The 20978-nt window shown below is 48.9% G+C and carries 21 protein-coding genes and 1 riboswitch; of the genes, 3 read left to right on the plus strand and 18 right to left on the minus strand.

From position 1 onward, the window contains the following. Positions 1-32 precede the first annotated feature (32 nt). From AC3B4V_RS05390 to gmk, 12 genes are all read right to left on the minus strand, one after another. The gene (locus AC3B4V_RS05390) at positions 33-635 is read right to left on the minus strand and encodes a thiamine diphosphokinase (RefSeq protein WP_029342104.1); all 603 of its coding nucleotides are present in this window, start codon (positions 633-635) and stop codon (positions 33-35) included. A gap of 1 nt (position 636) precedes the next feature. After that, complete coding sequence (thiT, locus tag AC3B4V_RS05395; RefSeq protein ID WP_023468761.1) at positions 637-1197, minus strand: energy-coupled thiamine transporter ThiT; 561 nt, start codon at positions 1195-1197, stop codon at positions 637-639. 60 nt (positions 1198-1257) lie between these two features. Next, positions 1258-1367, minus strand: a riboswitch (TPP riboswitch). Between the two features lie 22 nt (positions 1368-1389). After that, positions 1390-2046: a ribulose-phosphate 3-epimerase gene (gene rpe / locus AC3B4V_RS05400; protein WP_064299636.1), complete on the minus strand. Its 657-nt coding sequence runs from the start codon at positions 2044-2046 to the stop codon at positions 1390-1392. Between the two features lie 2 nt (positions 2047-2048). Next, positions 2049-2954, minus strand: a complete 906-nt coding sequence (gene rsgA / locus AC3B4V_RS05405) for a ribosome small subunit-dependent GTPase A (protein ID WP_029342107.1) — start codon at positions 2952-2954, stop codon at positions 2049-2051. 25 nt (positions 2955-2979) lie between these two features. Next, positions 2980-4914 (minus strand): Stk1 family PASTA domain-containing Ser/Thr kinase, encoded by a 1935-nt coding sequence (gene pknB, locus AC3B4V_RS05410; RefSeq protein WP_195864755.1) that lies wholly within the window; start codon positions 4912-4914, stop codon positions 2980-2982. 2 nt (positions 4915-4916) lie between these two features. Next, on the minus strand, positions 4917-5651 hold the full coding sequence (locus AC3B4V_RS05415; protein WP_488377945.1) for a Stp1/IreP family PP2C-type Ser/Thr phosphatase: 735 nt from the start codon (positions 5649-5651) through the stop codon (positions 4917-4919). An 18-nt stretch (positions 5652-5669) separates the two neighbouring features. Beyond that, positions 5670-7001, minus strand: coding sequence for a 16S rRNA (cytosine(967)-C(5))-methyltransferase RsmB (gene rsmB, locus AC3B4V_RS05420; RefSeq protein ID WP_215083937.1), 1332 nt, complete (start codon positions 6999-7001; stop codon positions 5670-5672). Next, complete coding sequence (gene fmt, locus AC3B4V_RS05425) at positions 6998-8380, minus strand: methionyl-tRNA formyltransferase (protein ID WP_488377946.1); 1383 nt, start codon at positions 8378-8380, stop codon at positions 6998-7000. The genes rsmB and fmt overlap by 4 nt, the downstream gene beginning before the upstream one ends. A gap of 9 nt (positions 8381-8389) precedes the next feature. Further along, complete coding sequence (priA, locus tag AC3B4V_RS05430) at positions 8390-10714, minus strand: primosomal protein N' (protein ID WP_488377947.1); 2325 nt, start codon at positions 10712-10714, stop codon at positions 8390-8392. Next, entirely contained in the window at positions 10711-11901 is a 1191-nt protein-coding gene (gene coaBC / locus AC3B4V_RS05435; RefSeq protein ID WP_488377948.1) for a bifunctional phosphopantothenoylcysteine decarboxylase/phosphopantothenate--cysteine ligase CoaBC, read from the minus strand. The genes priA and coaBC overlap by 4 nt, the downstream gene beginning before the upstream one ends. A 56-nt stretch (positions 11902-11957) precedes the next feature. Beyond that, positions 11958-12161, minus strand: a complete 204-nt coding sequence (rpoZ, locus tag AC3B4V_RS05440) for a DNA-directed RNA polymerase subunit omega (protein ID WP_023468770.1) — start codon at positions 12159-12161, stop codon at positions 11958-11960. A 1-nt stretch (position 12162) separates the two neighbouring features. Then, complete coding sequence (gmk, locus tag AC3B4V_RS05445; RefSeq protein ID WP_197484513.1) at positions 12163-12780, minus strand: guanylate kinase; 618 nt, start codon at positions 12778-12780, stop codon at positions 12163-12165. A 168-nt stretch (positions 12781-12948) separates the two neighbouring features. On the opposite strand from gmk, the gene AC3B4V_RS05450 reads away from it, so the two are divergent. Beyond that, on the plus strand, positions 12949-14640 hold the full coding sequence (locus tag AC3B4V_RS05450) for an Rqc2 family fibronectin-binding protein (protein ID WP_488377949.1): 1692 nt from the start codon (positions 12949-12951) through the stop codon (positions 14638-14640). Between the two features lie 63 nt (positions 14641-14703). Here AC3B4V_RS05450 and AC3B4V_RS05455 read toward each other — a convergent pair whose 3' ends face one another. The 4 genes from AC3B4V_RS05455 to AC3B4V_RS05470 form a co-directional block, all read right to left on the minus strand. Beyond that, positions 14704-15615, minus strand: a complete 912-nt coding sequence (locus AC3B4V_RS05455; protein WP_050677514.1) for an FUSC family protein — start codon at positions 15613-15615, stop codon at positions 14704-14706. Continuing rightward, on the minus strand, positions 15612-16514 hold the full coding sequence (locus tag AC3B4V_RS05460) for a DUF4097 family beta strand repeat-containing protein (protein WP_488377950.1): 903 nt from the start codon (positions 16512-16514) through the stop codon (positions 15612-15614). The genes AC3B4V_RS05455 and AC3B4V_RS05460 overlap by 4 nt, the downstream gene beginning before the upstream one ends. 205 nt (positions 16515-16719) lie before the next feature. Beyond that, positions 16720-17409 carry a metal-dependent hydrolase gene (locus AC3B4V_RS05465; protein WP_488377951.1) on the minus strand — a complete coding sequence of 230 codons (690 nt, stop codon included), beginning with the start codon at positions 17407-17409 and terminating at the stop codon, positions 16720-16722. Positions 17410-17428: 19 nt separating this feature from the next. Continuing rightward, on the minus strand, positions 17429-17743 hold the full coding sequence (locus AC3B4V_RS05470) for a winged helix-turn-helix transcriptional regulator (protein ID WP_023468777.1): 315 nt from the start codon (positions 17741-17743) through the stop codon (positions 17429-17431). Positions 17744-17847: 104 nt separating this feature from the next. Here AC3B4V_RS05470 and AC3B4V_RS05475 point away from each other — a divergent pair, with 104 nt between their 5' ends. Both AC3B4V_RS05475 and AC3B4V_RS05480 read left to right on the plus strand, forming a co-directional pair. Further along, entirely contained in the window at positions 17848-18339 is a 492-nt protein-coding gene (locus AC3B4V_RS05475) for a lactoylglutathione lyase family protein (protein ID WP_023468778.1), read from the plus strand. Positions 18340-18341: 2 nt separating this feature from the next. Next, the gene (locus AC3B4V_RS05480) at positions 18342-19313 is read left to right on the plus strand and encodes a zinc-binding dehydrogenase (protein WP_488377952.1); all 972 of its coding nucleotides are present in this window, start codon (positions 18342-18344) and stop codon (positions 19311-19313) included. A gap of 103 nt (positions 19314-19416) precedes the next feature. Here AC3B4V_RS05480 and AC3B4V_RS05485 read toward each other — a convergent pair whose 3' ends face one another. Together AC3B4V_RS05485 and pyrE are read right to left on the minus strand one after the other, a co-directional pair. Further along, positions 19417-20226 (minus strand): GNAT family N-acetyltransferase, encoded by an 810-nt coding sequence (locus AC3B4V_RS05485; protein ID WP_214858041.1) that lies wholly within the window; start codon positions 20224-20226, stop codon positions 19417-19419. Positions 20227-20306: 80 nt separating this feature from the next. Beyond that, positions 20307-20942: an orotate phosphoribosyltransferase gene (gene pyrE / locus AC3B4V_RS05490; RefSeq protein ID WP_214858042.1), complete on the minus strand. Its 636-nt coding sequence runs from the start codon at positions 20940-20942 to the stop codon at positions 20307-20309. Between the last annotated feature and the right edge of the window lie 36 nt (positions 20943-20978).

Raw genomic sequence — 20978 nt, forward strand, 5'->3', positions numbered from 1 at the left:
GAGTCATCCACGGCCTCTTTCCTATGATTGTGCTATTCCTTAAGCGTCCGCATCATCAATAGTTCTCCTTGATGGAGCTCTACCTTCGCTTCTGACGCACACCATTCATTACTGACGGTCAATGAACCTCCGACCGGTACTGGATGTGCATCAAGTGGATATTTGACTCCGGATAAGCTTAAAGTCGATGGTACGAGTGGAATGAACGAAAGATAATGATAGCTCCCTGCTTCGACTGCATACGTTCCCTCAGCCAAGTATCGTACCTCTTCTCGTTTCGTCACGAGTCGTGCCTCTGGGTATCGCTTTAATAGATATACATTTTGGACGGTCATGTCGAGCCGCCCACCTGTCGCCCCGATAATGAAGGTATCCTCAAACTGTTTCTTCTCTGAGACTGTACGAAGTGCCAGTTCGAGATCCGTTTCATCTTTCTCGGCCGGATGAACGATTGCCCCTTCTGGTACATAACCAAGAGAATCAAAATCACCAATCGTCAGGTCGCATGTCAGCCCAAACGATTCAATCGTCTGAACACCACCGTCGACACCGACGATAAAGTCACCTGGCTGACAAAACGTCCGTAAATCCGGCGCTTCTTCTCGCGGACCGGCACAGACGAGAATCGCCCGCATCTCAGACGCCTCGTGCCGAATAACGGAGTAAGCGTGGCGCAGTCGTGAATAAAAGACCCGCAACGACACCACAAAGAACGTAAGACGGTACCATGTATGTCGCGTTATAAATCAATGAATACGGTACGACTGGACCTTCGGCATACTCGGCAAAAAAGACGATTCCACTGATGACATGACAGATATAACGGAGTCCTGCGCCTAATAACGTCGCCAGGAGAACGAACGCCATCAAGCTTTTCTTTTGTCCATTGCGCGCGGCTAGTCTGACTTGACGCGCGAACAGACCACTTAATCCGACGACACCATACGCAATCGTATAGTCAAGCATCGGTTGAACGATCGTCAAGACTTGTGGAGCGAACATCAATTGAATCGTACCGACAAGCGCTCCCGTGACGACCCCTCCGACGACACCGTGGCGAAATGCCATGACGAAGATCGGTAACATCGCTAAGCTGATTGAGCCTCCTTGTGGCATTTTGAATGGAATCAGTAAATCAAAGACGACTCCGAGACTGGCGAAGATGGCAATTTCCATCATCATTTGTAACCGTTTCATGCTATTTTCCTCCTTCATTGTACGAGAGGACGCAAAAAGGCAGTACGACGAACGCCGTACTGCCTGCGTGCGCCACATCCCTACGTCCGTTTGAACGGAACAGGTTCGAAGGGTTAAAGTCTAAAAGACTCCTCTCAGCCGCTTTTCAAGCGACACCCCTTGCGGTCATCATATTTCGTTTTCTCGTTCTTATTATACGGCAGCCCCTTGACGAATGCTAGTGATCGCTTCCGCATAATCTGGTGCATTGTAGATTGCTGATCCTGCGACGAGAACGTTCGCACCGTTATCGATGCAAAGCTTTGCCGTTTCCGGATTGACGCCACCGTCAATCTCGATTTCAAATGTCAGACCACGCTCTGCTTTCATTTGCGCAAGTGCTGCGAGTTTCGGCATGACACGCTCGATGAAGGCTTGTCCACCGAAGCCCGGATTGACCGTCATCAATAAAACCATATCGACATCCTCAAGGACATGTTCAATCGTTGATAATGGCGTATGGGGATTCAAGACGACTCCTGCCTTTGCGCCCGCTGCTTTGATTTGTTGCAAGACACGATGGACATGATTCGTCGCTTCGACGTGGAACGTCACGATGTCCGCCCCTGCTTTGACGAAATCCTCGACGAAACGTTCTGGCTGGTCGATCATCAAATGGACATCGAGAATCATATCCGTCTTTTGACGTAAGCTGCTAAGCACAGGTAATCCAAATGAGATGTTCGGTACGAACTGACCGTCCATGACATCAAAATGGATATAGTCCGCGCCTGCTGCTTCGACTGCTTTAACATCGCGTTCGAGATTCGCAAAATCTGCTGATAAGATAGATGGTGCAATTTTAATCATCTTCAATACCTCCGGGCTCGATTCTTGATTTCGTCTATAAACATACCATAGTTCTCATAACGAGAGGACATGATTTCTTGGGCTTCGACGGCTTCCTTGACGGCACAACCGGGTTCATTCAAATGCAAGCAACCTCGGTATTTGCAATCATCTTGTACAGCCACGAATTCAGGGAAACTCCACCGTACATCCTCGATTTCCATATCATACGGAAAATCGAGGTTCGAGAAACCTGGCGTATCGGCAATCAATCCTTCGGCAAGCGGCATCAATGTGACGTGGCGCGTCGTATGACGTCCGCGTCCGAGTGATTTCGAGATCGCACTTGTTTCTAAATCAAGAGAGGGCTCCAGTGCATTGAGCAATGAACTTTTCCCGACACCGGATTGTCCGGCGAGAACGCTCGTTTTTCCAGCAAGTAACGGACGGACTTGCTCAATACCTGCTAACGTCTCACTTGATGTCTCGATGACCGTATACCCAATCTTCCGGTAAGCGGCAATCGCCTCTCGGACAGCCGGTCCTTTAACATCGTCCAGCAAATCCATCTTCGTCAACAGGATGACGGGTTGAATTTCCTTCGCTTCGATCAAAACGAGAAATCGGTCGAGCAAGTGCGCTGAAAAATCAGGTTCTGCCGCCGAGACGACGAGCAATGCCTGGTCGATATTCGCGACTGGAGGGCGTACTAAAAAGTTGTCCCGCTCCTTCACTTCGAGAATATATCCCGTCTCACTTTCGATATGAAGAACGACCTCGTCTCCGACAACTGGACTGATGCCGCGTTTTCGGAAATTCCCTCTTGCCCGTGAACGGACCTCTCCTTCTGGTGTCATGACATCATAAAAGCCACCCTGCAGACGTATGATCGTTCCTTCTCGATTCTCTTCGATGCGTTGTTCCGTCATCCTATGCACTCCTTTTTCATCACATTCATTGTGCGTCTTTTGCTTGATTGTACGTGATGGTTTTTGAACGATACACCGTATCGTCTTTATAGATCGTAATTTTTCCTTCTTCTCCTGGATCAATCGTCACCGGCACGTCGAATGTCTCATCTTGATCAATCGATTCCTCGATGACGGTCCGCTTCCCTTTCGCATCTTCCGTCTCAATCCGGATGACTTGTTTCGGTGGTTCCTCGTCCTCGTTCTCGCTGACCGCATCATAGACGACCTTTTCAGGGAACGTCGCTGTCACCGTTTTTTCTTCCTCACCTTTTGAGATGAAGACCGTCACGGAGTCGTTCGGTTCGACTTGTGCTCCTGCTTGCGGGAATTGACGGATGACTTGATCGAGCTTGACATCACTTGAGAATTCTTGTTCAAACGTACCGTCGAGACCCATTTCATCGAGATACGCTTTCGCTTCATCACTCGATAAGTTCGTCAAGTCTTTCAATTCAAAGGACGACGTTCCTTCTGAGACAGTGATCGTAATCGTCTGTTCTTTTGCGATCACTTCCGTCCCAGCAGAGATCGATTGCCGGATCACATTACCTCGCGCGATTTCATCCGACTTTTCGCGTTCGACCTCGACTTTAGCGAATCCAGCCTCTTTTAACGTCGCAATCGCTTCTTTTTCAGCGTCATCTGTCACATCCGGTACTTCGACCGGAGCACTTCCAGTAGAGACGACCAAGTTGACTGTCGAGCCCTTCTTAACCTGTGCGTTTTCACGCGGTGTCTGACTGATGACGTCTCCCTCATCGACTGTATCGCTATTTCGTTCTGTCGTCTCGACAACGAATCCAAGTTTCTCAAGCTTCGTTTCCGCTTCGTCTCCATCCGTCTTGACGACAGATGGTACGGTGACCGTTGGATCTGGCCACATCGCAAACGTCGTAGCTGCACCACCTAGCAATATGAGCAATAAGAGGACGATCCACCAGCGTTTTTTCTTTTTCTTTTCCGGTGTTTTCGGTTGAACGGTCGTGACAGCGGGTGATTCTGGTTCCGCTTTTGATTCTTCTGGCACTTGGACAGGCGATAAGACCATCGTCTTTTCCATCTCATCCTCTTCTGCACCTCGGATGCCTTCATTTGCTCGTTCGTCAGACAACGCCGTCACCATATCTGCCTTAAAGGCTGCGACGGACTGTTGGCGGTCATGCGGTGCTTTTGCGAGCGCCTGCATAATACAGTTCTCAAGCGCTTGTGGCACTTTCGGATTCAAGACGGATGGACGACGCGGTGTATCTTGCAGATGCTTCAAAGCAATCGCAACCGGTGAATCACCCTCGAACGGGACTTGTCCTGTCACAAGTTCGTATAAGACAGCACCCAGTGAATAGATATCCGACTTCTCATCCGCAAATTTACCTTTTGCTTGTTCCGGTGAAAAGTAATGGACAGACCCAAGGACGGACATCGTATGCGTCAGCGTCGCATTCGACATCGCCACAGCGATTCCGAAATCCGTTACTTTGACGGTACCATCCTCTCGAATCAACATGTTTTGCGGTTTGATATCGCGATGGATGATCCGGTGTGCATGGGCATGATCGATCGCATCACAAATTTGAGCGATGATATCGACGGCCTGCGGCACAGGTAATGCTTGATTTTCACAAAATGTCTTTAATGTCATACCATCGATATACTCCATGACGATGTAATAGATGGCATCTTCTTCGCCTACATCATAGACGGCAACGATGTTTGGATGATTCAAGCTGGTAGCAGCATGCGCTTCACGTTCGAATCGACGAATGAACTGTTCGTCATGCGAAAATTCAGTCCGTAAAATCTTAATGGCAACATGACGCTTTAAAATCTCATCATAGGCTTGATAGACATTCGCCATCCCGCCACTTCCAACTAGCCGTTCTATGCGGTAGCGGTCATTTAATCGATCTCCGTATCGCATATTCAGACCCTCTTTCTTTCTTTGAACCGGATGGCGGCAATCGTAATATTATCCGCGCCTCCTCGAGCATTCGCTTCTTTCACCAATCGTCCGACGATCTCATCAAGCGGCTCATCCTGTAAGATGATCTGTTCGATGACATCATCTGGCACTTCATCGGTCAACCCGTCACTACAGACGAGGACGAGGTCATAGTCTGGAGCATCTCTGACTTGAATGTCGACTTCGACCGTTTCGTTCGAGCCGACCGACCGTGTGATGACATTCTTACGTGGATGATTTTCGACTTCCTCATCCGAAAGTTCCCCCAATTGTCGTAACATGTTGACGTAAGAATGATCATCCGTCAATTGTTTTAACACCGTACCTTCAAGGGCATAGACCCTACTATCTCCAACATGACCGATGACGAGCAAATCCTCGACCCAGCATACGCAGGCAATGGTCGTTCCGACGATTGCAAGTTGCTCGTCTTTTGAAAACTGAAGAATCCGGGCATTTGCCTCGGCAACACGTTGTTCTATCCATTCAGACAATTCCATCGGACGATTTGGCATGAGTGAAAAGGATGCTTCAAATACCTCGCGAACGATCGCACTTGCGATATCGCCAGCAGCATGACCTCCCATACCGTCCGCAACGACGGCAAGACCACGTTCAGCGTTCCCGACGAGTAATACCGTATCCTCATTTTTAGTCCTGACTTTCCCAGTAGTCGAAAGGTGAGCTAACTCCATGACAGTCCTCCGTTCGTGTCAATCTTCTCGTTTTTTAAACGCGGCAATATAGAAGCCGTCCGTTCCAACTGTCGTCGGTAACAACTTGAGTTCTGCTCGATCCCCGATCAGATGTCGCACGGATTCCGGCATGCGTGCCGCGAAGGATGTATCAAATTCAAATCCTTGATCGAGAATGAACGCTGTCTGATCCTCGTTCTCGATCGGATCAATCGTACAAGTCGAATAGACGAAGGTTCCACCCTTTTTAACGAGTGGTAAGACAGATGTCAGAATATCTCGTTGAATTTTCGGGAGTTGCTCGAGTTGTTCCGGGCGTTTCGTCCATTTGATATCTGGTTTTCTTCGAATGACACCGAGTCCTGAACAAGGTGCGTCGACAAGAATCCGATCAAACGATTCTACTTCAAAGCGGTCTCCTGCTTTACGGGCATCTAACGCTTCTGCTTGAACAGTCGTAAGACCTAATCGTGTCGCTTGCTGTTCAATCAATTTAATCTTATGTGGATGAAGATCAAGTGCCTGTAGTGTTCCCGTCGTCAAACCTTCAGCAATATGCATCGCTTTCCCACCAGGTGCGGCACAGCTGTCAAGTACATGATCAGATGTTTCTGCACCGAGTGCACGGGCGACGAGCATTGAGCTCTCATCCTGCAGAGAAAGATACCCACGGTCAATCAGATCCGTTTTTTGAACGCTTCCTCGTTCGATTTCGAGACCGTCTGGCGCGACCGTAGATGGTTTTGCCGTCACACCTTGATCGAGTAGAAGCTCGATCGCTTCCTCTCGCGTCGTCTTCGTCCGATTGATGCGAACCGTGACCGGTGCAGGTGTGTTATTCAATTGACAGATTTGAAGTGTTTCTTCTGGACCAAACAGTTCAATCCAGCGTTCGACGAGCCACTGCGGGTGACTCGTTTCGATGCTGATTCGTTTTGCAACAGGCTCGATTTCAGCGAAATGAGGCATTCCCGCCCGTAATACATTCCGGAGCACTCCGTTGACGACTTTCGAGACGTGGACTTTTCCACGTTTTTTAGCAATCTCGACAGCTTCATGGATGACGGCATGATCCGGTACACGATCAAGATAAAACAATTGATACACACTCATCCGTAACAACGGACGCATGAACGGATCAAGTTTTTTCTGTTTCGCTAGATACGGCTCCAAAATATAATCCAGTGTCAATTCACGACTGAGCGTCCCGTAGACGAGTTCCGTGAACAAGCCGACATCTGTTGCTGAGATAGCACGCTTTTCAAGCATTTGATGGACGGTGATTGTCGAGAAGGCACCACCTTGACCAATTTTCATCAGTGTCGTTACTGCTGCGTCACGTACATTCATGCGTTCTCACCTACTTGTTGTCCGAGTTCAAGCGATTGACCGATCCCGCGCATGAACGTGGCACCATCCATCCGTTTTTTTCCGGACGGCTGCAAGTCGATCAGCTTCAACGCTGTCTCCGAACCTGTCGCGATGACGGGACCATCCGCTTCTAAAGCGATGATTTCGCCTGGTCGTCCCGTTCCTTTGACTTTCGTCGCGAAAAAGACTTTCAATCGGTCATCACCAAGCATCGTGTACGTACTTGGGAAAGGATTCATTCCTCGGATTTGATCATAGAGTGTCTCACCCGGTAACGTAAAATCAAGTCGTTCCCGCTCGCGTGAGATGTTCGGCGCAAACGTCGCTTCTGCCTCATCTTGCGCTTCCGGTGTCAATTCACCTGCGAACAGACGCGGTAAGGTCTCAAGCAATAGTCGCGCTCCTGCGTCCGCTAACTTTTCAAACATCGTTCCGACTGTATCGGTCTCTTCGATCGGAACAATGATTTTTGACAACATATCACCCGCGTCAAGTCGATCGACCATGTACATGATCGTCACGCCTGTCTCTTTTTCTCCATCGATGATTGCTTGATGAATCGGTGCACCGCCACGATATTTCGGTAGGAGTGACGCATGGACGTTGATCGCTCCAAAACGTGGTGCTTCCAAAATCGCTGTCGGTACAATCTGACCGTAAGCTGCCGTGATGATGAGATCTGGTTTTAAATCGAGAACATCTTGATAATCCTCGCGAATCCGTTTCGGTTGCAACACAGGAATATCGTGTTCCATCGCGACGAGTTTCACTGGTGTCGGTTTGACTTCCCGTTTTCGTCCGACCGGCTTATCGGGTTGTGAGACGACACCGACGACGTCATATCCGGCATCGATCACTTCACGCAGTGTTCCTGCCGCAAACTCAGGCGTCCCCATGAAGACGACGCGCGGTTTTTCTTGCTCGACAAGTTTATCCGTAAACAGGACACCGTCTAAATGATCCATCTCATGCTGGATCGCACGTGCAAAAAAGCCGTTTGCTTTGATTTTGACCGTCCGTCCGAGACGATCCTGCGACTTGACGACGATGCGGTCGAAGCGGTCGACAGGACCAAAGATGCCTGGCATGCTGAGGCAACCTTCGTCATCGATCTGTGAACCATCGGCTTCGATGATTTCCGGATTGATCAGCTCGATCGGTCCTGTCTCATCATCCGTATGGACGACAGCTACACGGATCGGTTGATTGATTTGCGGTGCCGCTAAGCCGACACCATCATATTCGTACATCGTATCGAACATCCGGTCGATCATCTTACCGAGTTTTTTATCGAACTTCGTGACAGGTTCACATACCTGTCGTAATACATCATTTGGTACTTCTACTACTTTATACATACAGACACCTCACATGAATACAAATGGATTCAAGTCGATCGCGACTTGTGTTTTTGATTTTTGACGACGGGCTAAGATATCACGGAGATGTGTCCGGACATCTTCCTGCCCTTTATGTTTAATTAAGACCTGTTGTCGGTACATATTCTTCAGTCGAGCAAGTGGCGCATCGAACGGTCCATTGACGACTAAATCCTCCGATTCGAAAGCCCGCAGCTCGGAAGCAATCTGTTGCGCTTCTGCTTGTGCTTCGAGTGGATGTGTCGCTGAGACCGTGATCAAGCCAAGGAACCAAAATGGAGGGTGTCCCCCGAGTTTGCGCAACTGCATCTCCCGCTTATAGAACGTTTCGTAATCATGCTGTTTTGCCGTCTGAATGACGTAGTGCTCAGGATTATAGGTCTGGATGATCGACTGTCCGGCGAGTTGCCCCCGCCCGGCACGACCCGACACTTGCGTGATCAACTGGAACGTTCGCTCACTTGCCCGAAAATCCGGAATACCGAGCGTCGCATCAGCAGCGAGCACCCCTACGAGCGTGACATTTGGAAAGTCGAGACCTTTTGCGATCATCTGTGTCCCGAGAAGAATGTTCCCTTCCTTACGCTCGAAGGCATCGAGTAGCTTCTCGTGTGCGCCTTTACGAGACGTCGTATCCTGATCCATCCGGATAATGCGCGCTTCCGGAATCAAATGCGCCAACTCTTCCTCGATCTTTTGTGTCCCCGTTCCGAACTGACGGATCTTCGTCGATTCACAGGACGGACAAGTTTTCGGCATCGCCGCCTCGAATCCACAATAGTGGCACTTTAAGCGATCTTCATGTTGATGATACGTTAAATTGACGGCACAATGCGGACATTGAAGCGTCTCCCCGCAATCCCGACATAAGACGAATGTCGTGTACCCACGACGGTTCAAAAGTAATACCGTCTGTTCCCCACGCTCGATTCGTTCTTTGATGCCTTCGACGAGCGCGAGGCTGAACGGAGTACGATTGCCCCGTTCAAGTTCCTTACGCATATCAACGATGTCGACCGGAGGCAGTTCCCCACCGAATCGTTCGCGAAGCGGTAAGTAACGATAGACCCCTTTTTGTGCCCGCGCATACGTCTCAAGTAATGGAGTTGCACTTCCGAGCACGACGGGACAACGATGATAGGCCGCTCGCCATTTTGCAACATCACGCGTATGATAGCGCGGATTCTCTTCTTGTTTATAGGTTGTTTCATGTTCTTCATCGAGAATGATGATTCCGATATTCGTCAGCGGCGCAAACACGGCGGACCGAGCACCGACGACGACATCGACCTCGCCTTGAGCGATTTTGCGCCACTCATCATACTTTTCTCCGAGCGATAGACCGCTATGCAGGACAGCGACCCGTTCTCCGAAACGACGTTTGAACCGTTTGACCATCATCGGTGTCAGACTGATTTCTGGAACGAGCAAGATCGCTTGTCTACCGCGTTCGAGTTGTGCATGAATCGATTCAAGATAGACTTCCGTCTTACCGCTTCCTGTTACGCCATGTAACAAAAACGTTCCGGTCTCAGCTTCAGCCGTAATCGCCGAGACAGCTTCCTGTTGCTTTTCCGTCAAAGAGGACGGCACAAAGATGTCTTGGACGAGATGTTCGTAAGGATTTCGCCGTACATCAATCGTCTCGACTTCAATGAGGCTTTTTTTCTCGAGGGCGTTCAATGTTGCGCTCGTTGCGCCCGTCGCCTGCTTGATTTCACTCCAAAGCGCATTCGGAAATTCTTGGATATACGCATACAGTGCCGCTTGTTGACTCGCTTGTTTCGTAAAAGTTGCCTGTTCCTTTAGGAGACGAATCCGTTTATCCGTCTTTGACGTCTTTTTCTCGCGAATGACCGGTTGAAGCGTCACGTCAGCTTGTTTCGCCGCTGTTAAGATGATTTGTTGGACTTCCGTTGGTAATTGACCCATTTTCTTACCATGATATGCCCGAAGTGGGCCCGACTCGACTATGACCAGTTTATCATAACTCACCTTCAACGCAGCCGGCAGCATCGCAAGCAGTGCCGTCGCCTGAAAACACAATGTCGTTTCTGATAGATAAGCCGACAGCTCGAGTAATTCTTGCGTATAGGTCGGCGTCTCATCTAAGACACGAACGATCGATTTGACGTTCGTCAGATCAGAGGTAGCTTTCGTTCCGACGACGATCCCAAGCAACGCACGTGGACCGAACGGAACCTCTACGCGCATCCCGGGAACGATCAGCTCCTGCCATAGTTCCGGCACGGCATAATCAAACGGACGATCGACGGTTGCTGCTGCGACATCGACGATGACTTCGGCTATCATGCCAATGCCTCCGCGAATTGGCGCATGAGCGCTTTAGCGAGCGTCGATTTCAATTGTTGATCGTATCGCGTGACAGAATCATTCTTCCCGAAGACGACGACCTCGTTTTCGTCGCTGACAAATCCGATGTCAGAACGAGAGACATCATTCGCGACGATGAAATCCGCTTTCTTTCGGGCGAGTTTCTGTTTTGCGAACGTCTCGACGTCCGTCGTCTCCGCTGCAAATCCAACTAATAGCTGATGTTGTTTCTGCTCACCGAGCGTCTTCAGGATATCCGTCGTCTCCTCGAGTTCAATCCGTAATGGTCCATGAATTTTCTTTTGCTTTTGCTCGTATTGGACAGACGGTCGATAGTCAGCTACAGCAGCGGACATGATGACGATGTCTTGCGTCTCATAGTCACGTAACATGGCTTCAAGCATTTCTTCTCCCGACTCGACGGCAATCGTCGCTATCCCGGTCGGTAATCCGATCCGAAGGGGACCATGGACGAGTGTGACATCGGCTCCTGCATCTCGTGCCGCCTCTGCGAGCGCAATTCCAGTTTTCCCGGAAGAATCATTTGTCAAATAACGGACCGGATCAATCCGTTCTACTGTGGGTCCTGCACTGATCAAGACTTTTCGCCCGGCTAGATACTTATCTTCAAAGAAGGTTGAGAGTGTTGCGACTAAGTCTTCCGGTTCGGGTAAACGACCTTTTCCGACCCAACCACATGCGAGATTTCCGACTCCCGGTGCAATCACCTGGACACCGTCCTGCTTGAGTTGTTCAATATTGCGAACTGTCGCCGGATGTTCGAGCATGTTGACATTCATCGCCGGTGCGACGATGACGGGACACGTTGCTGCAAGGATCGTCGTCGTAATGAAGTCATCTGCGATCCCGTGCGCGAGTTTTGCAATCAAGTTCGCGGTCGCTGGTGCGACGACGATTAAGTCCGCTTCGTCCGCTAAATCGATATGGGCGATTTTTGACGGATCATGCTCGATGAAGACATTGTCATAGACCGCTTTTCGCGTCAGTGCTTCAAACGTCGTCTTACCGACGAATTGTTGCGCATTACGCGTCATCGCGACTTGAACGTGTGCGCCTGCTTGAACGAGTTTTGAAGCGAGTGCTGCTGATTTATAGGAAGCGATTCCACCGCCGACACACAGTAGAATGTTTCGGTTGGTTAACATGTAGGTGTCCTCCTTATTGAAAAAAACAGCCACGATGACAAGTGGCTGCTTCAAAATTAGTCTTGCGGTTGGTTCGTGACGGATACTTCTTCGAAATAAAGCTCTTCTAAAGCTTTCCCGACCGGTTTATGCGATTTTGGGTTCGTGACTCTCACGCGTTTCCCGTCTTGGATTTGACGCGCACGCTTAGCGGCAACTGTAACGATCGTATATTTCGATGGCACTTTCTTTTGAAGCTTATCAACTGATGGATATAACATATCACTTAACCTCCATGGCTTTTTTATATAGGGACGCGACACGTTCCCGACTGCAATGTTCCGCTGTGACGATTGCTTGAATTCGATCACAGGCTTTATGAATTTCGTCGTTCGTCACGACATAGTCATACGCATCCATCATCTCAATCTCTTCTTTAGCGACGAGAAGACGTTGCTTGATGACTTCCTCTGATTCCGTTCCACGCCCTACGAGGCGGTTCCGTAATTCTTGGAGGCTTGGAGGTGCAAGGAATAAGAAGACAGCTTCTGGAAAATGTTCTTTGACCTGCATGGCCCCTTGAACTTCGATTTCGAGAATGACGTCTTTTCCTTCATCTAGGATCTGGTTCACCCATTCGACAGGTGTTCCATAATAATTCCCTACGAATTCAGCATATTCCAAGAGTTGATTGTTCGCAATCATCTCTTCGAATTCTTCACGCGATTTAAAGAAATAGTGAACACCATCTATTTCTCCTTCGCGCGGTTGGCGCGTCGTACAGGATACCGAGTAATGCAGATCATTATCCTGATCTTCGCGCAAAGCACGACAGACCGTTCCCTTTCCGACACCACTTGGACCAGATAATACGAGTAATAAGCCACGCTCTTTGAAAATCACTTCAAAACCCCTCCATCTCACAAACTTCACATTGTTTCATATTAGCAGTAGAGACGGGAAGTTCGCAAGTCATCTTTTTTAGCTCGACTGCTTTATCATACCATAACGATGCCATTTCTGTTACCTTTAGAAAGTGAGAACGAAATCAAGAAAGAAGGTAATCGTATGGCTTTTGACGGATTGATGACGACACGCGTCGTCGAAGAACTCCAACCGCTCGTCGGAGGACGGATCAATAAGGTATACCAACCGTATACATTGGATTTAGTATTCCAGGTCCGGGCTGAGCGAAAAAACGTATTGTTGCTCGCCTCTGCGAATGCCATGTATGCACGGATGCACATTACGTCGGAAGCGGTCAGCAACCCGAGTGAACCCCCACTCTTCTGTATGATGCTCCGCAAACATGTCGAAGGTGGGTTCATCGAATCAATCGAACAACTCGAACGTGACCGAATCATCGTCTTACGCGTCCGGTCCCGGAACGAACTCGGTGATGAGGAAGCGAAAAAAATCTATGTCGAGTTGATGGGACGTCACTCGAACATCATTTTGACCGATGGACAAGATAAGATCCTCGATGCGATCAAACACTTGCCACTCAGTCAAAATACCTTCCGGACGATCATGCCAGGGATGACATACCAGCTTCCGCCGGCGCAGGATAAAGTGGATCCGCTTACGGGAGATATCGAAAAGACCCTTCACCGAATCGACTGGAACGCTGGGAAACTCGATCGACAGTTACTTGGTCTCTTCAGTGGTCTGTCCCCGCAAATCGCAAAAGAAATCGTCTCGCGGGCAGGTCTTGCCAACCGGACGAATCTTGCATCTGCCTTTCAAGATGTCCTGAAGGAACTCGATGGTCCTTATGTCTTACAACGGATGGAAGGTGGTAAGGAACGCTTCGCGCCGGTCCGGCTAACGGAAGGATCCATCATCGACGAGAAGACGTTCGAGACGAGTGGTCAAGTCCTCGACGCCTTCTTCCATCAAAAAGCAAACCGCGATCGCGTCAAACAACAAGCAGCCGATCTCGAACGGTTCATCAAGAGCGAGTACGATAAGAATATCTTAAAGCGCTCAAAACTCGAAAAAGATTTAGAAGCGACGTTACGGATGGATGAGTGGAAACATAAAGGGGAACTGCTGACGACCTATCTTTATCAGCTCGAACGCGGGATGAAGGAAGCGACCGTCGTCGATTACTATGACCCAGATGGTGCTGAAATCACGATCACGCTTGATCCTCGTTTCTCGCCGAATGAGAACGCGCAACGTTATTACAAACGGTATAACAAATTAAAAACCGCCAAAGTCGAAGTCGCGCGTCAGCTCGAGAAGAACCAAGCTGAGATTGCGTACTTCGAAGGCTTACTTGCGCAACTCGATGTCGCATCCCCGGAAGACATCCGGGAAATGCGCGAGGAACTCGTCGAAGAAGGTTATCTGCGCGAACGACAAAAGAAGAAAAAGAAACCGCAGCTCCCACAACTCGAAGCATACCGTTCTTCGACTGGTCTTCCATTCTTCGTCGGAAAGAACAATAAACAAAATGATTACGCGACGTTCAAGTTCGGCCGCAGGTCCGATACGTGGTTACACACGAAGGATATCCCGGGATCGCACGTCATCATTCAAAGTGATGCACCGGACGAGACGACGTTGAAGGAAGCAGCGATCGTCGCGGCTTATTTCTCGAAGGCACGTGAGTCGAGCCAAGTCCCGGTCGACTTCACGGAACTACGTTATGTCAAAAAACCGAGTGGTGCAAAGCCCGGATTCGTCATCTACACGGATCAAACGACTCTTTACGTCACACCTGATCCAGATGTCGTCCAATCCTTACGTCAATGACGCTACACAAAAAAGCGCTGTTTTTCCTAAGTGTTACTTAGGAGAAACAGCGCTTTTTCATCTTCACTTCATTTTTTCTAACTGTTCCCGGTAATCGAGCAAATGCCCATGAATGATATCCTTCGCCTCGCTTAATTCTTGATCGAATGAGAACATCGCCTGTTTTCGTTCGTGGGAGAAGATGACATCGTAATGATGGCTGAGTAAGAAATCAATTTCCTGACCGAGCGTCTTTTCCTGTTCTTCTGTCATCGGGATATCCCGATGACTGGCAATGCTTTCAAGCAAGACGAGCAACTTGTCTTCAAGATCGACAAGCTCCTTCAGTCGAATGAACGCTTCACTTTGACCGCTCGCCACTAGTGGATATTTTTGATCTTCTTGGAGCATCAACATCATTTCCTCATGTTTGAGGATTTGTTTACGGACGGCAAGCAAGCGTCCATCATCTTGCACAAGGCTTCGCCAATCTTCCATCAACTGTTGCGTCGTTTTTTTGACGAGCAAGAGTAAGCGGTCTTCATAATGTGGTGGGAAGACGATGTAATTGACGAGGACGGCAGATAACACACCGACGACGGTCAGCAACGATCGTGATAAGGCATAGTGGACATAGTCGGCGGTCGGGCTCTCGAACATCAAGACAATCGCAAAGGCAGCGAACGTCGACATATCCGTTCGTCCAATCATCGAATTGAGGACGAGCGAGACGACGACGGCAAGTCCGATCGTCAGTGGATTGGCGCCAAGCGTCGCAACAATCGCGAGTCCACACATCAGTCCGAGTACCGTTCCGAAAATCCGATTGAAGACGATTTTAAATGAACGATGGATCGTCGGTTGCATCGCAACGATGGCTGCGACAGCCCCCATTCCTGAATAAATATCAAAGACATACCAAGAGATGCTGAGTGCAAGAGCTACCGCGATGCCGGTCTTGATCGTCCGAAGTCCAATCCGAAACTTTAATTTCACTCGAGCGTCACCTGCCCGACTTCACTATTGACTGTCACTTCCGGTTTTTCTTGTTTCGACAGTTCATAAATCGTCTCATCCTTATTCTTTTGTTTCGTATATCGGTCAGAGGCTTTAATATCGCCTCCCGTATCAATCGTGATCGTACCGGCTGCTTTATTTGGTTTTAGCTTCGTCGCGCCGTCAATCGTCGTAACGTCAAGACTCAATTTCGCCATATAGTCTGCCAACGAGACACTCTCGCCTGTCACCTGCGCATGGACGGCGTCCATTTCCTTGACGGAAATCGCACGTGTTGCATTCAGTGTAATCTCATCACCTTTTACTTTATCGAGACTCATCGCTTCTCCGTCCATCTCGATCGTTTTTGCGTAGATACCGATTCCTTTCAGTGTACCGGCATCGACATCGACACGGTTCATATAACTTGGTAGTCCCACTTGAATCGTGTAGTCTGCTGTTTTTTCGCTCGGACGATTGCCAAGTCGAGACAGCCAACCATCTCGTCCTGTCACCGTCACCGTATTCGTCGATGTACTGATTTTCAGTCGTTTGCCACTCGACGCACTATCGACGAGCTTGATTTGGACGTTTCCATCTGTGCTTCGAACGAATTGTACCGTTGCGTGCGGCGCCTCGATGGCGAGAGATTTATAGCGATTCGTCGTTTTGAATGTTTCGCCTCGTGATAACAATTCCGTTGAGACGAGCAATGTGATCGAATAGATGACGACAAGTCCGAGAATGACACCACCGTATAAATAGAGCGGTCGCTTCACTGGTCCTTTTTCTCCAATCCGGTTCAACCGTGCATCCATCTTTTGTTTTTGTTTATTTTTTAAGCGTGTGAACGACGATTGTTTTCGTTTCCGCACACTCCTACTATTATGCTCTTCCATGTCAGCCCCTCCATCTCATGTCTACCATTATTCCGAATATCTGAATCGGCTGTCAACAGCCCCCTTCTTATCATAGAAGAAGTTCACCGTTTCGCCATCGGGCGGAAGAAGGAAGCGTCATCGGATGAACCGCTGACATTCCAGAAGAATAATCGACAAAAAGGAGAGGAACATTGACGTTTCCTCTCCTGTGATTAAGAACGGATTATAATTCGAGTGACTCGCCGATCGCGAGCGGTTGACCCGTTTGACCTTGTGCTTCAATCTTTTCACAGAATGCGTTCGCATCTTGTTTGATTAAATCAAATGTATCGTAGTGGATTGGTACGACGGCTTTCGCTTGCAACATATCTGCAGCGATCAACGCATCATCCGGACCCATCGTGAAGTTATCACCGATCGGTAAGAAGGCTAAATCGATTTCGTGATGAGCGCCATAAAGGGCTAAATCCCCGAACAGTGCCGTATCGCCTGCATGATAGATTTCCTTTCCTTCGATCGTCAGCAAGAATCCAGCTGGCATCCCCATATACGTAATCGTTTGTTTCTCTTCATCGATGATACTTGATGAATGGAATGCCTGTGTCATCTTCACTTTACCAAATGGGAATTCAAATTGTCCGCCGAGGTTCATCGGGTGAACGTTGAGTCCTTTGAAACTCAGATACGTCGCCAACTCATGCGTAGCAATGATTGTCGCTCCCGTCGCTTTCGCGATTCGCTCTGCATCAAGCATATGATCGGCATGCGCATGCGTTAAAAGAATGAAATCCGCTTTGACGTCATCGGGATTCGTCGTCGCTTTGTCGTTACCGCTAAAGAATGGATCGATGACGAGATGATGCCCGTTCGTCTCGATTGTTACTGTCGATTGTCCGTGATAAGTCAATTTCATGAATGTCACTGCCTCTCGTTTAGGATTCGGATAATTGATTCCCTTCCCCCCATGCACATAAACCTTTCATGGCAGGTTGCAGTGTAAAGGCCGCTTCTGTCAATTTGTATTCGACATGTAAGACGGCTTCATCATACTCAATCCGCTCGATCATTCCGAGACGTTCGAGTTCTTTTAATTGATCCGTCAAGACTTTCCGAGAAATCCCGGGAATGGCACGTTGTAACTCTAAAAAACGTTTCGGACCGTTCTCTAACGTGCAATATAATTGTGGACGCCATTTTCCGCCGATGATGGCGAGCGCCCGATTGACCGGAAATTGTTCTGTCGACATGTTGTTCTCTCCTCCAGAGTAGTTACTTCAAAGTGCGTACTATGCAATCGAGTGTAGCGTAAGTTAGAGTATGCGTAAATCATTTTGCAAAAGGAGTGTTAAGCATGACGTATCCACGTAATTTTTCACACATCGGTCTTTCCGTACCGAATCTTGACGAAGCCGTCCGTTTTTATCAAGAGGTGATGGGTTGGTATATCATCATGGAACCATCTGATGTCCTCGAAGATGACTCTGCCATTGGCGTTATGTGTACGGATGTCTTTGGTGCAGGATGGAACAAGTTCCGGATTGCCCACATGGCGACGGGTGACCGCATCGGCATCGAGTTGTTCGAGTTCCCGAACAATGAACAGCCCGAGAACAACTTCGAATTCTGGAAAACAGGTATCTTCCATTATGCGATCCAAGATCCAGACGTCGAAGGTCTCGTCGAAAAAATCGTTGCCCACGGTGGCAAACAACGGATGCCAATCCGCGAATACTATCCGGGAGACAAGCCGTATCGAATGGTCTACTGTGAGGATCCATTCGGTAACCTCGTCGAAATCTACTCTCACTCGTATGAACTCACGTATTCGGAAGGAGCGTATTAAACATGAAAGCATGGTTAAATCACTCAGGTACAGCCATTGATCAATGGACATTCGAAGAAGTCGCAACGCCGACGCCAGGAGAAGGTCAAGCCTTGATTCGCGTCAAGACTGTCGCGCTGAATCCCGTCGACTATAAGGCGACCAACAATCCAGCTTGGACGTTCCCGCATATTCCAGGCGTCGATCTAGCTGGTGTCGTCGAACAAATCGGACCCGGCGCAGAAGTAAAAATCGGCGATCGTGTAGCGATTCATACGAATCTGCAACGCGATGGTGCTTTTGCTGAATATGCACTCGTCGATACACGTGCCCTCGCCCTGATTCCGGAAGACGTCTCATTCGCTGAAGCCGCTGCGATTCTTTGCGCAGGAATGACTGCCTATGAAGCCATCGTTCAGAAGATGAACACGACAGGGAAAGAAACGATCCTTATCCATGCTGGTGCAGGTGGTGTCGGTGGCATCGGCATTCAACTCGCAAAACGCCTTGGTCTTAAGGTCGCGACGACTGCTTCGACAGAAAACCATGAGTGGGTCAAGCGACTCGGTGCCGATCTTGCCATCGACTACAAAAAAGAAAATGTCACGGATGTCATCCGCGATTGGACGAATGGTCGCGGTGCTGACTTGATTTTCAATACGGTCGGTCGAGATGAAGCAACAGCGGATCTCGGACGTCTTGCCTTCTCGGGGCAACTCGCTTTCATCGCTGGTGGTCCCGATCAGTCGGTCGTCAAGCCGTTCACTCTCTCCCCTTCGATCCATGAAGTGGCACTCGCGGCTGCTTATGCCAGCGAAGATGACCGTGCGATCCGAAACCTCGGTCATATGGCAAGCGAGTTATTAAAACTCGTCGCAGCGAAAGAACTCGATCCACTCGTTACAGAACAGATTCCAGCAGCTGACATCGTCAAAGGATTGCAACGTTTATCTGAACGCCACGTCCGTGGTAAAATCATCGCTACATTCAATTGATTTCTCAGTTTGACATGAAACAGCCGATCGTCCTTAGATAACAGGATGATCGGCTGTTGTTGTGCATATCAATGTCTAGACATCGAAACAAGAAACTCGATACTTACCGGTAGCGGTCTTGTTTCTTGATATGTAAGGATCGTCCGACTAACTCGAAACCGACATGCTGATAGATCTTATTCGCTGTTTGATTCGACCAATCAGTGTAGAGCGTCACGACCGGATAAGACTGTAGTAGATGTTCAGATAGTTTGGCGACAAGATAAGAGGCATACCCATTTCCACGCAGTTCTTTTGGCGTATAGACGTAAGAAATCGTAATCCCCGTTTGCGTCGGACGTGTCGCTGCCGCCATCGCGACAAGCGTATCTCCACGAAACAGTCCGAACAAGCTTCCTTGGTGGATGTGTCGCGTCATCGACTGATGGAGTTGCGTAAGCTGTCGCTCAGAAGGTCGCGTTTCAACTTCATATAAAAATCCGGACGCAAATGCTAAGGCTTGTTGTCTTTCATCGTCCGAAATCGGTCGGAAGACGACATTTTTCGGAACCTGCGGCATCTCGACCTTCGTCAATGCATACATCCCCTGTTCCATATGTACCTCATACATGGAATGTGGGAGTAACAGCGGCGCTAAGATAGCCTGTTCTCCGACGAATCCTGGACTATCCAAAATTCTGGCAAGCTTTCGGATTCCTTCTTGCGAGAACACATCCCCTGCGACGATGGCTTGCTCCGGTATCGTTTGCAATATGACGAGACGATGATCGCCTTCTTGTGCCGTTGCCATCAAGAGCGGTTCATCCCCACGTTCTAATATGCCAAGAATCAACTGATGGGTATCCGGACGTTCAAGCAAAAACGGGAGGACGACCTTTTTGAACTGTTCATAATCACGATAATGCGTCACCATAGTCGACGACCTCCTTTATTTTTCTAGTGTACCAAAACATTCACTAGAAATCGTAGGGCGTCCGACGGAATCTATCGATTTTAGACGTTCGCTGTAAAACGTTCGCTCCAAGCGACTGGATCTTTCGACCAATCCGCCAACTGTTTTTGCTCTTCTATAGTAATATCGCCTTGTTGTTGTGCGGTTTCGAGTAACGCTTCGAACGTCAGTAATGCATCCGCTTCGATCTTTGCGTCGCGGAGATTGTTTGACAAGCGCTCCATCCCGTACGAGAAGATCGCTTGAATGCGAATGACATTTGCTCCCTTCGCTTGCAGAGCTTCCGCCGCTTCGATTGCTGACATCCCCGTCGATAATAAGTCTTCGATGACGACGACACGTTGTCCAGGTTGAATGACACCTTCGATTTGATTCCCTTTACCGTGTTTCTTGTTGCCACTACGTACGTAGACCATCGGTAATCCTAGTCGTTCCGCGACGAATGCTGCGTGTGGAATACCTGCCGTCGCAGTTCCAGCAATCACATCGACTGCAAGTCCCTTCACTTTCTCAGCGAGTGCATCTGCAATCAAGGAACGAACTTCTGGGTACGAGAGCGTCAAACGATTATCACAATAAATCGGAGAACGAAGTCCACTTGCCCATGTGTATGGATCGTTTGGCGATAAGGTGACGGCTTCAATACGGAGTAACGCACTAGCGATTGGATTTACCATGAGAATTGCCCCTTCCATTGTTCAAGTAACATCAGA

Source organism: Exiguobacterium sp. E17S, assembly GCF_057772545.1.

Bases quoted from the DNA above. Each gene is read 5' to 3' on its own strand.
- AC3B4V_RS05470 (WP_023468777.1), bottom strand. From the start codon at position 17,743: ATGTCGACAGAACAATTTCCGGTCAATCGGGCGCTCGCCATCATCGGC.
- rpe (WP_064299636.1), bottom strand. From the start codon at position 2,046: ATGATTAAAATTGCACCATCTATCTTATCAGCAGATTTTGCGAATCTC.
- AC3B4V_RS05460 (WP_488377950.1), bottom strand. From the start codon at position 16,514: ATGGAAGAGCATAATAGTAGGAGTGTGCGGAAACGAAAACAATCGTCG.
- AC3B4V_RS05485 (WP_214858041.1), bottom strand. From the start codon at position 20,226: ATGGTGACGCATTATCGTGATTATGAACAGTTCAAAAAGGTCGTCCTC.
- coaBC (WP_488377948.1), bottom strand. From the start codon at position 11,901: ATGTTAACCAACCGAAACATTCTACTGTGTGTCGGCGGTGGAATCGCT.
- AC3B4V_RS05465 (WP_488377951.1), bottom strand. From the start codon at position 17,409: ATGAAATTGACTTATCACGGACAATCGACAGTAACAATCGAGACGAAC.
- rsmB (WP_215083937.1), bottom strand. From the start codon at position 7,001: ATGAATGTACGTGACGCAGCAGTAACGACACTGATGAAAATTGGTCAA.
- AC3B4V_RS05415 (WP_488377945.1), bottom strand. From the start codon at position 5,651: ATGGAGTTAGCTCACCTTTCGACTACTGGGAAAGTCAGGACTAAAAAT.
- AC3B4V_RS05475 (WP_023468778.1), top strand. From the start codon at position 17,848: ATGACGTATCCACGTAATTTTTCACACATCGGTCTTTCCGTACCGAAT.
- rsgA (WP_029342107.1), bottom strand. From the start codon at position 2,954: ATGACGGAACAACGCATCGAAGAGAATCGAGAAGGAACGATCATACGT.
- rpoZ (WP_023468770.1), bottom strand. From the start codon at position 12,161: ATGTTATATCCATCAGTTGATAAGCTTCAAAAGAAAGTGCCATCGAAA.
- AC3B4V_RS05450 (WP_488377949.1), top strand. From the start codon at position 12,949: ATGGCTTTTGACGGATTGATGACGACACGCGTCGTCGAAGAACTCCAA.
- AC3B4V_RS05480 (WP_488377952.1), top strand. From the start codon at position 18,342: ATGAAAGCATGGTTAAATCACTCAGGTACAGCCATTGATCAATGGACA.
- pknB (WP_195864755.1), bottom strand. From the start codon at position 4,914: ATGCGATACGGAGATCGATTAAATGACCGCTACCGCATAGAACGGCTA.
- AC3B4V_RS05390 (WP_029342104.1), bottom strand. From the start codon at position 635: ATGCGGGCGATTCTCGTCTGTGCCGGTCCGCGAGAAGAAGCGCCGGAT.
- pyrE (WP_214858042.1), bottom strand. From the start codon at position 20,942: ATGGTAAATCCAATCGCTAGTGCGTTACTCCGTATTGAAGCCGTCACC.
- thiT (WP_023468761.1), bottom strand. From the start codon at position 1,197: ATGAAACGGTTACAAATGATGATGGAAATTGCCATCTTCGCCAGTCTC.
- priA (WP_488377947.1), bottom strand. From the start codon at position 10,714: ATGATAGCCGAAGTCATCGTCGATGTCGCAGCAGCAACCGTCGATCGT.
- fmt (WP_488377946.1), bottom strand. From the start codon at position 8,380: ATGTATAAAGTAGTAGAAGTACCAAATGATGTATTACGACAGGTATGT.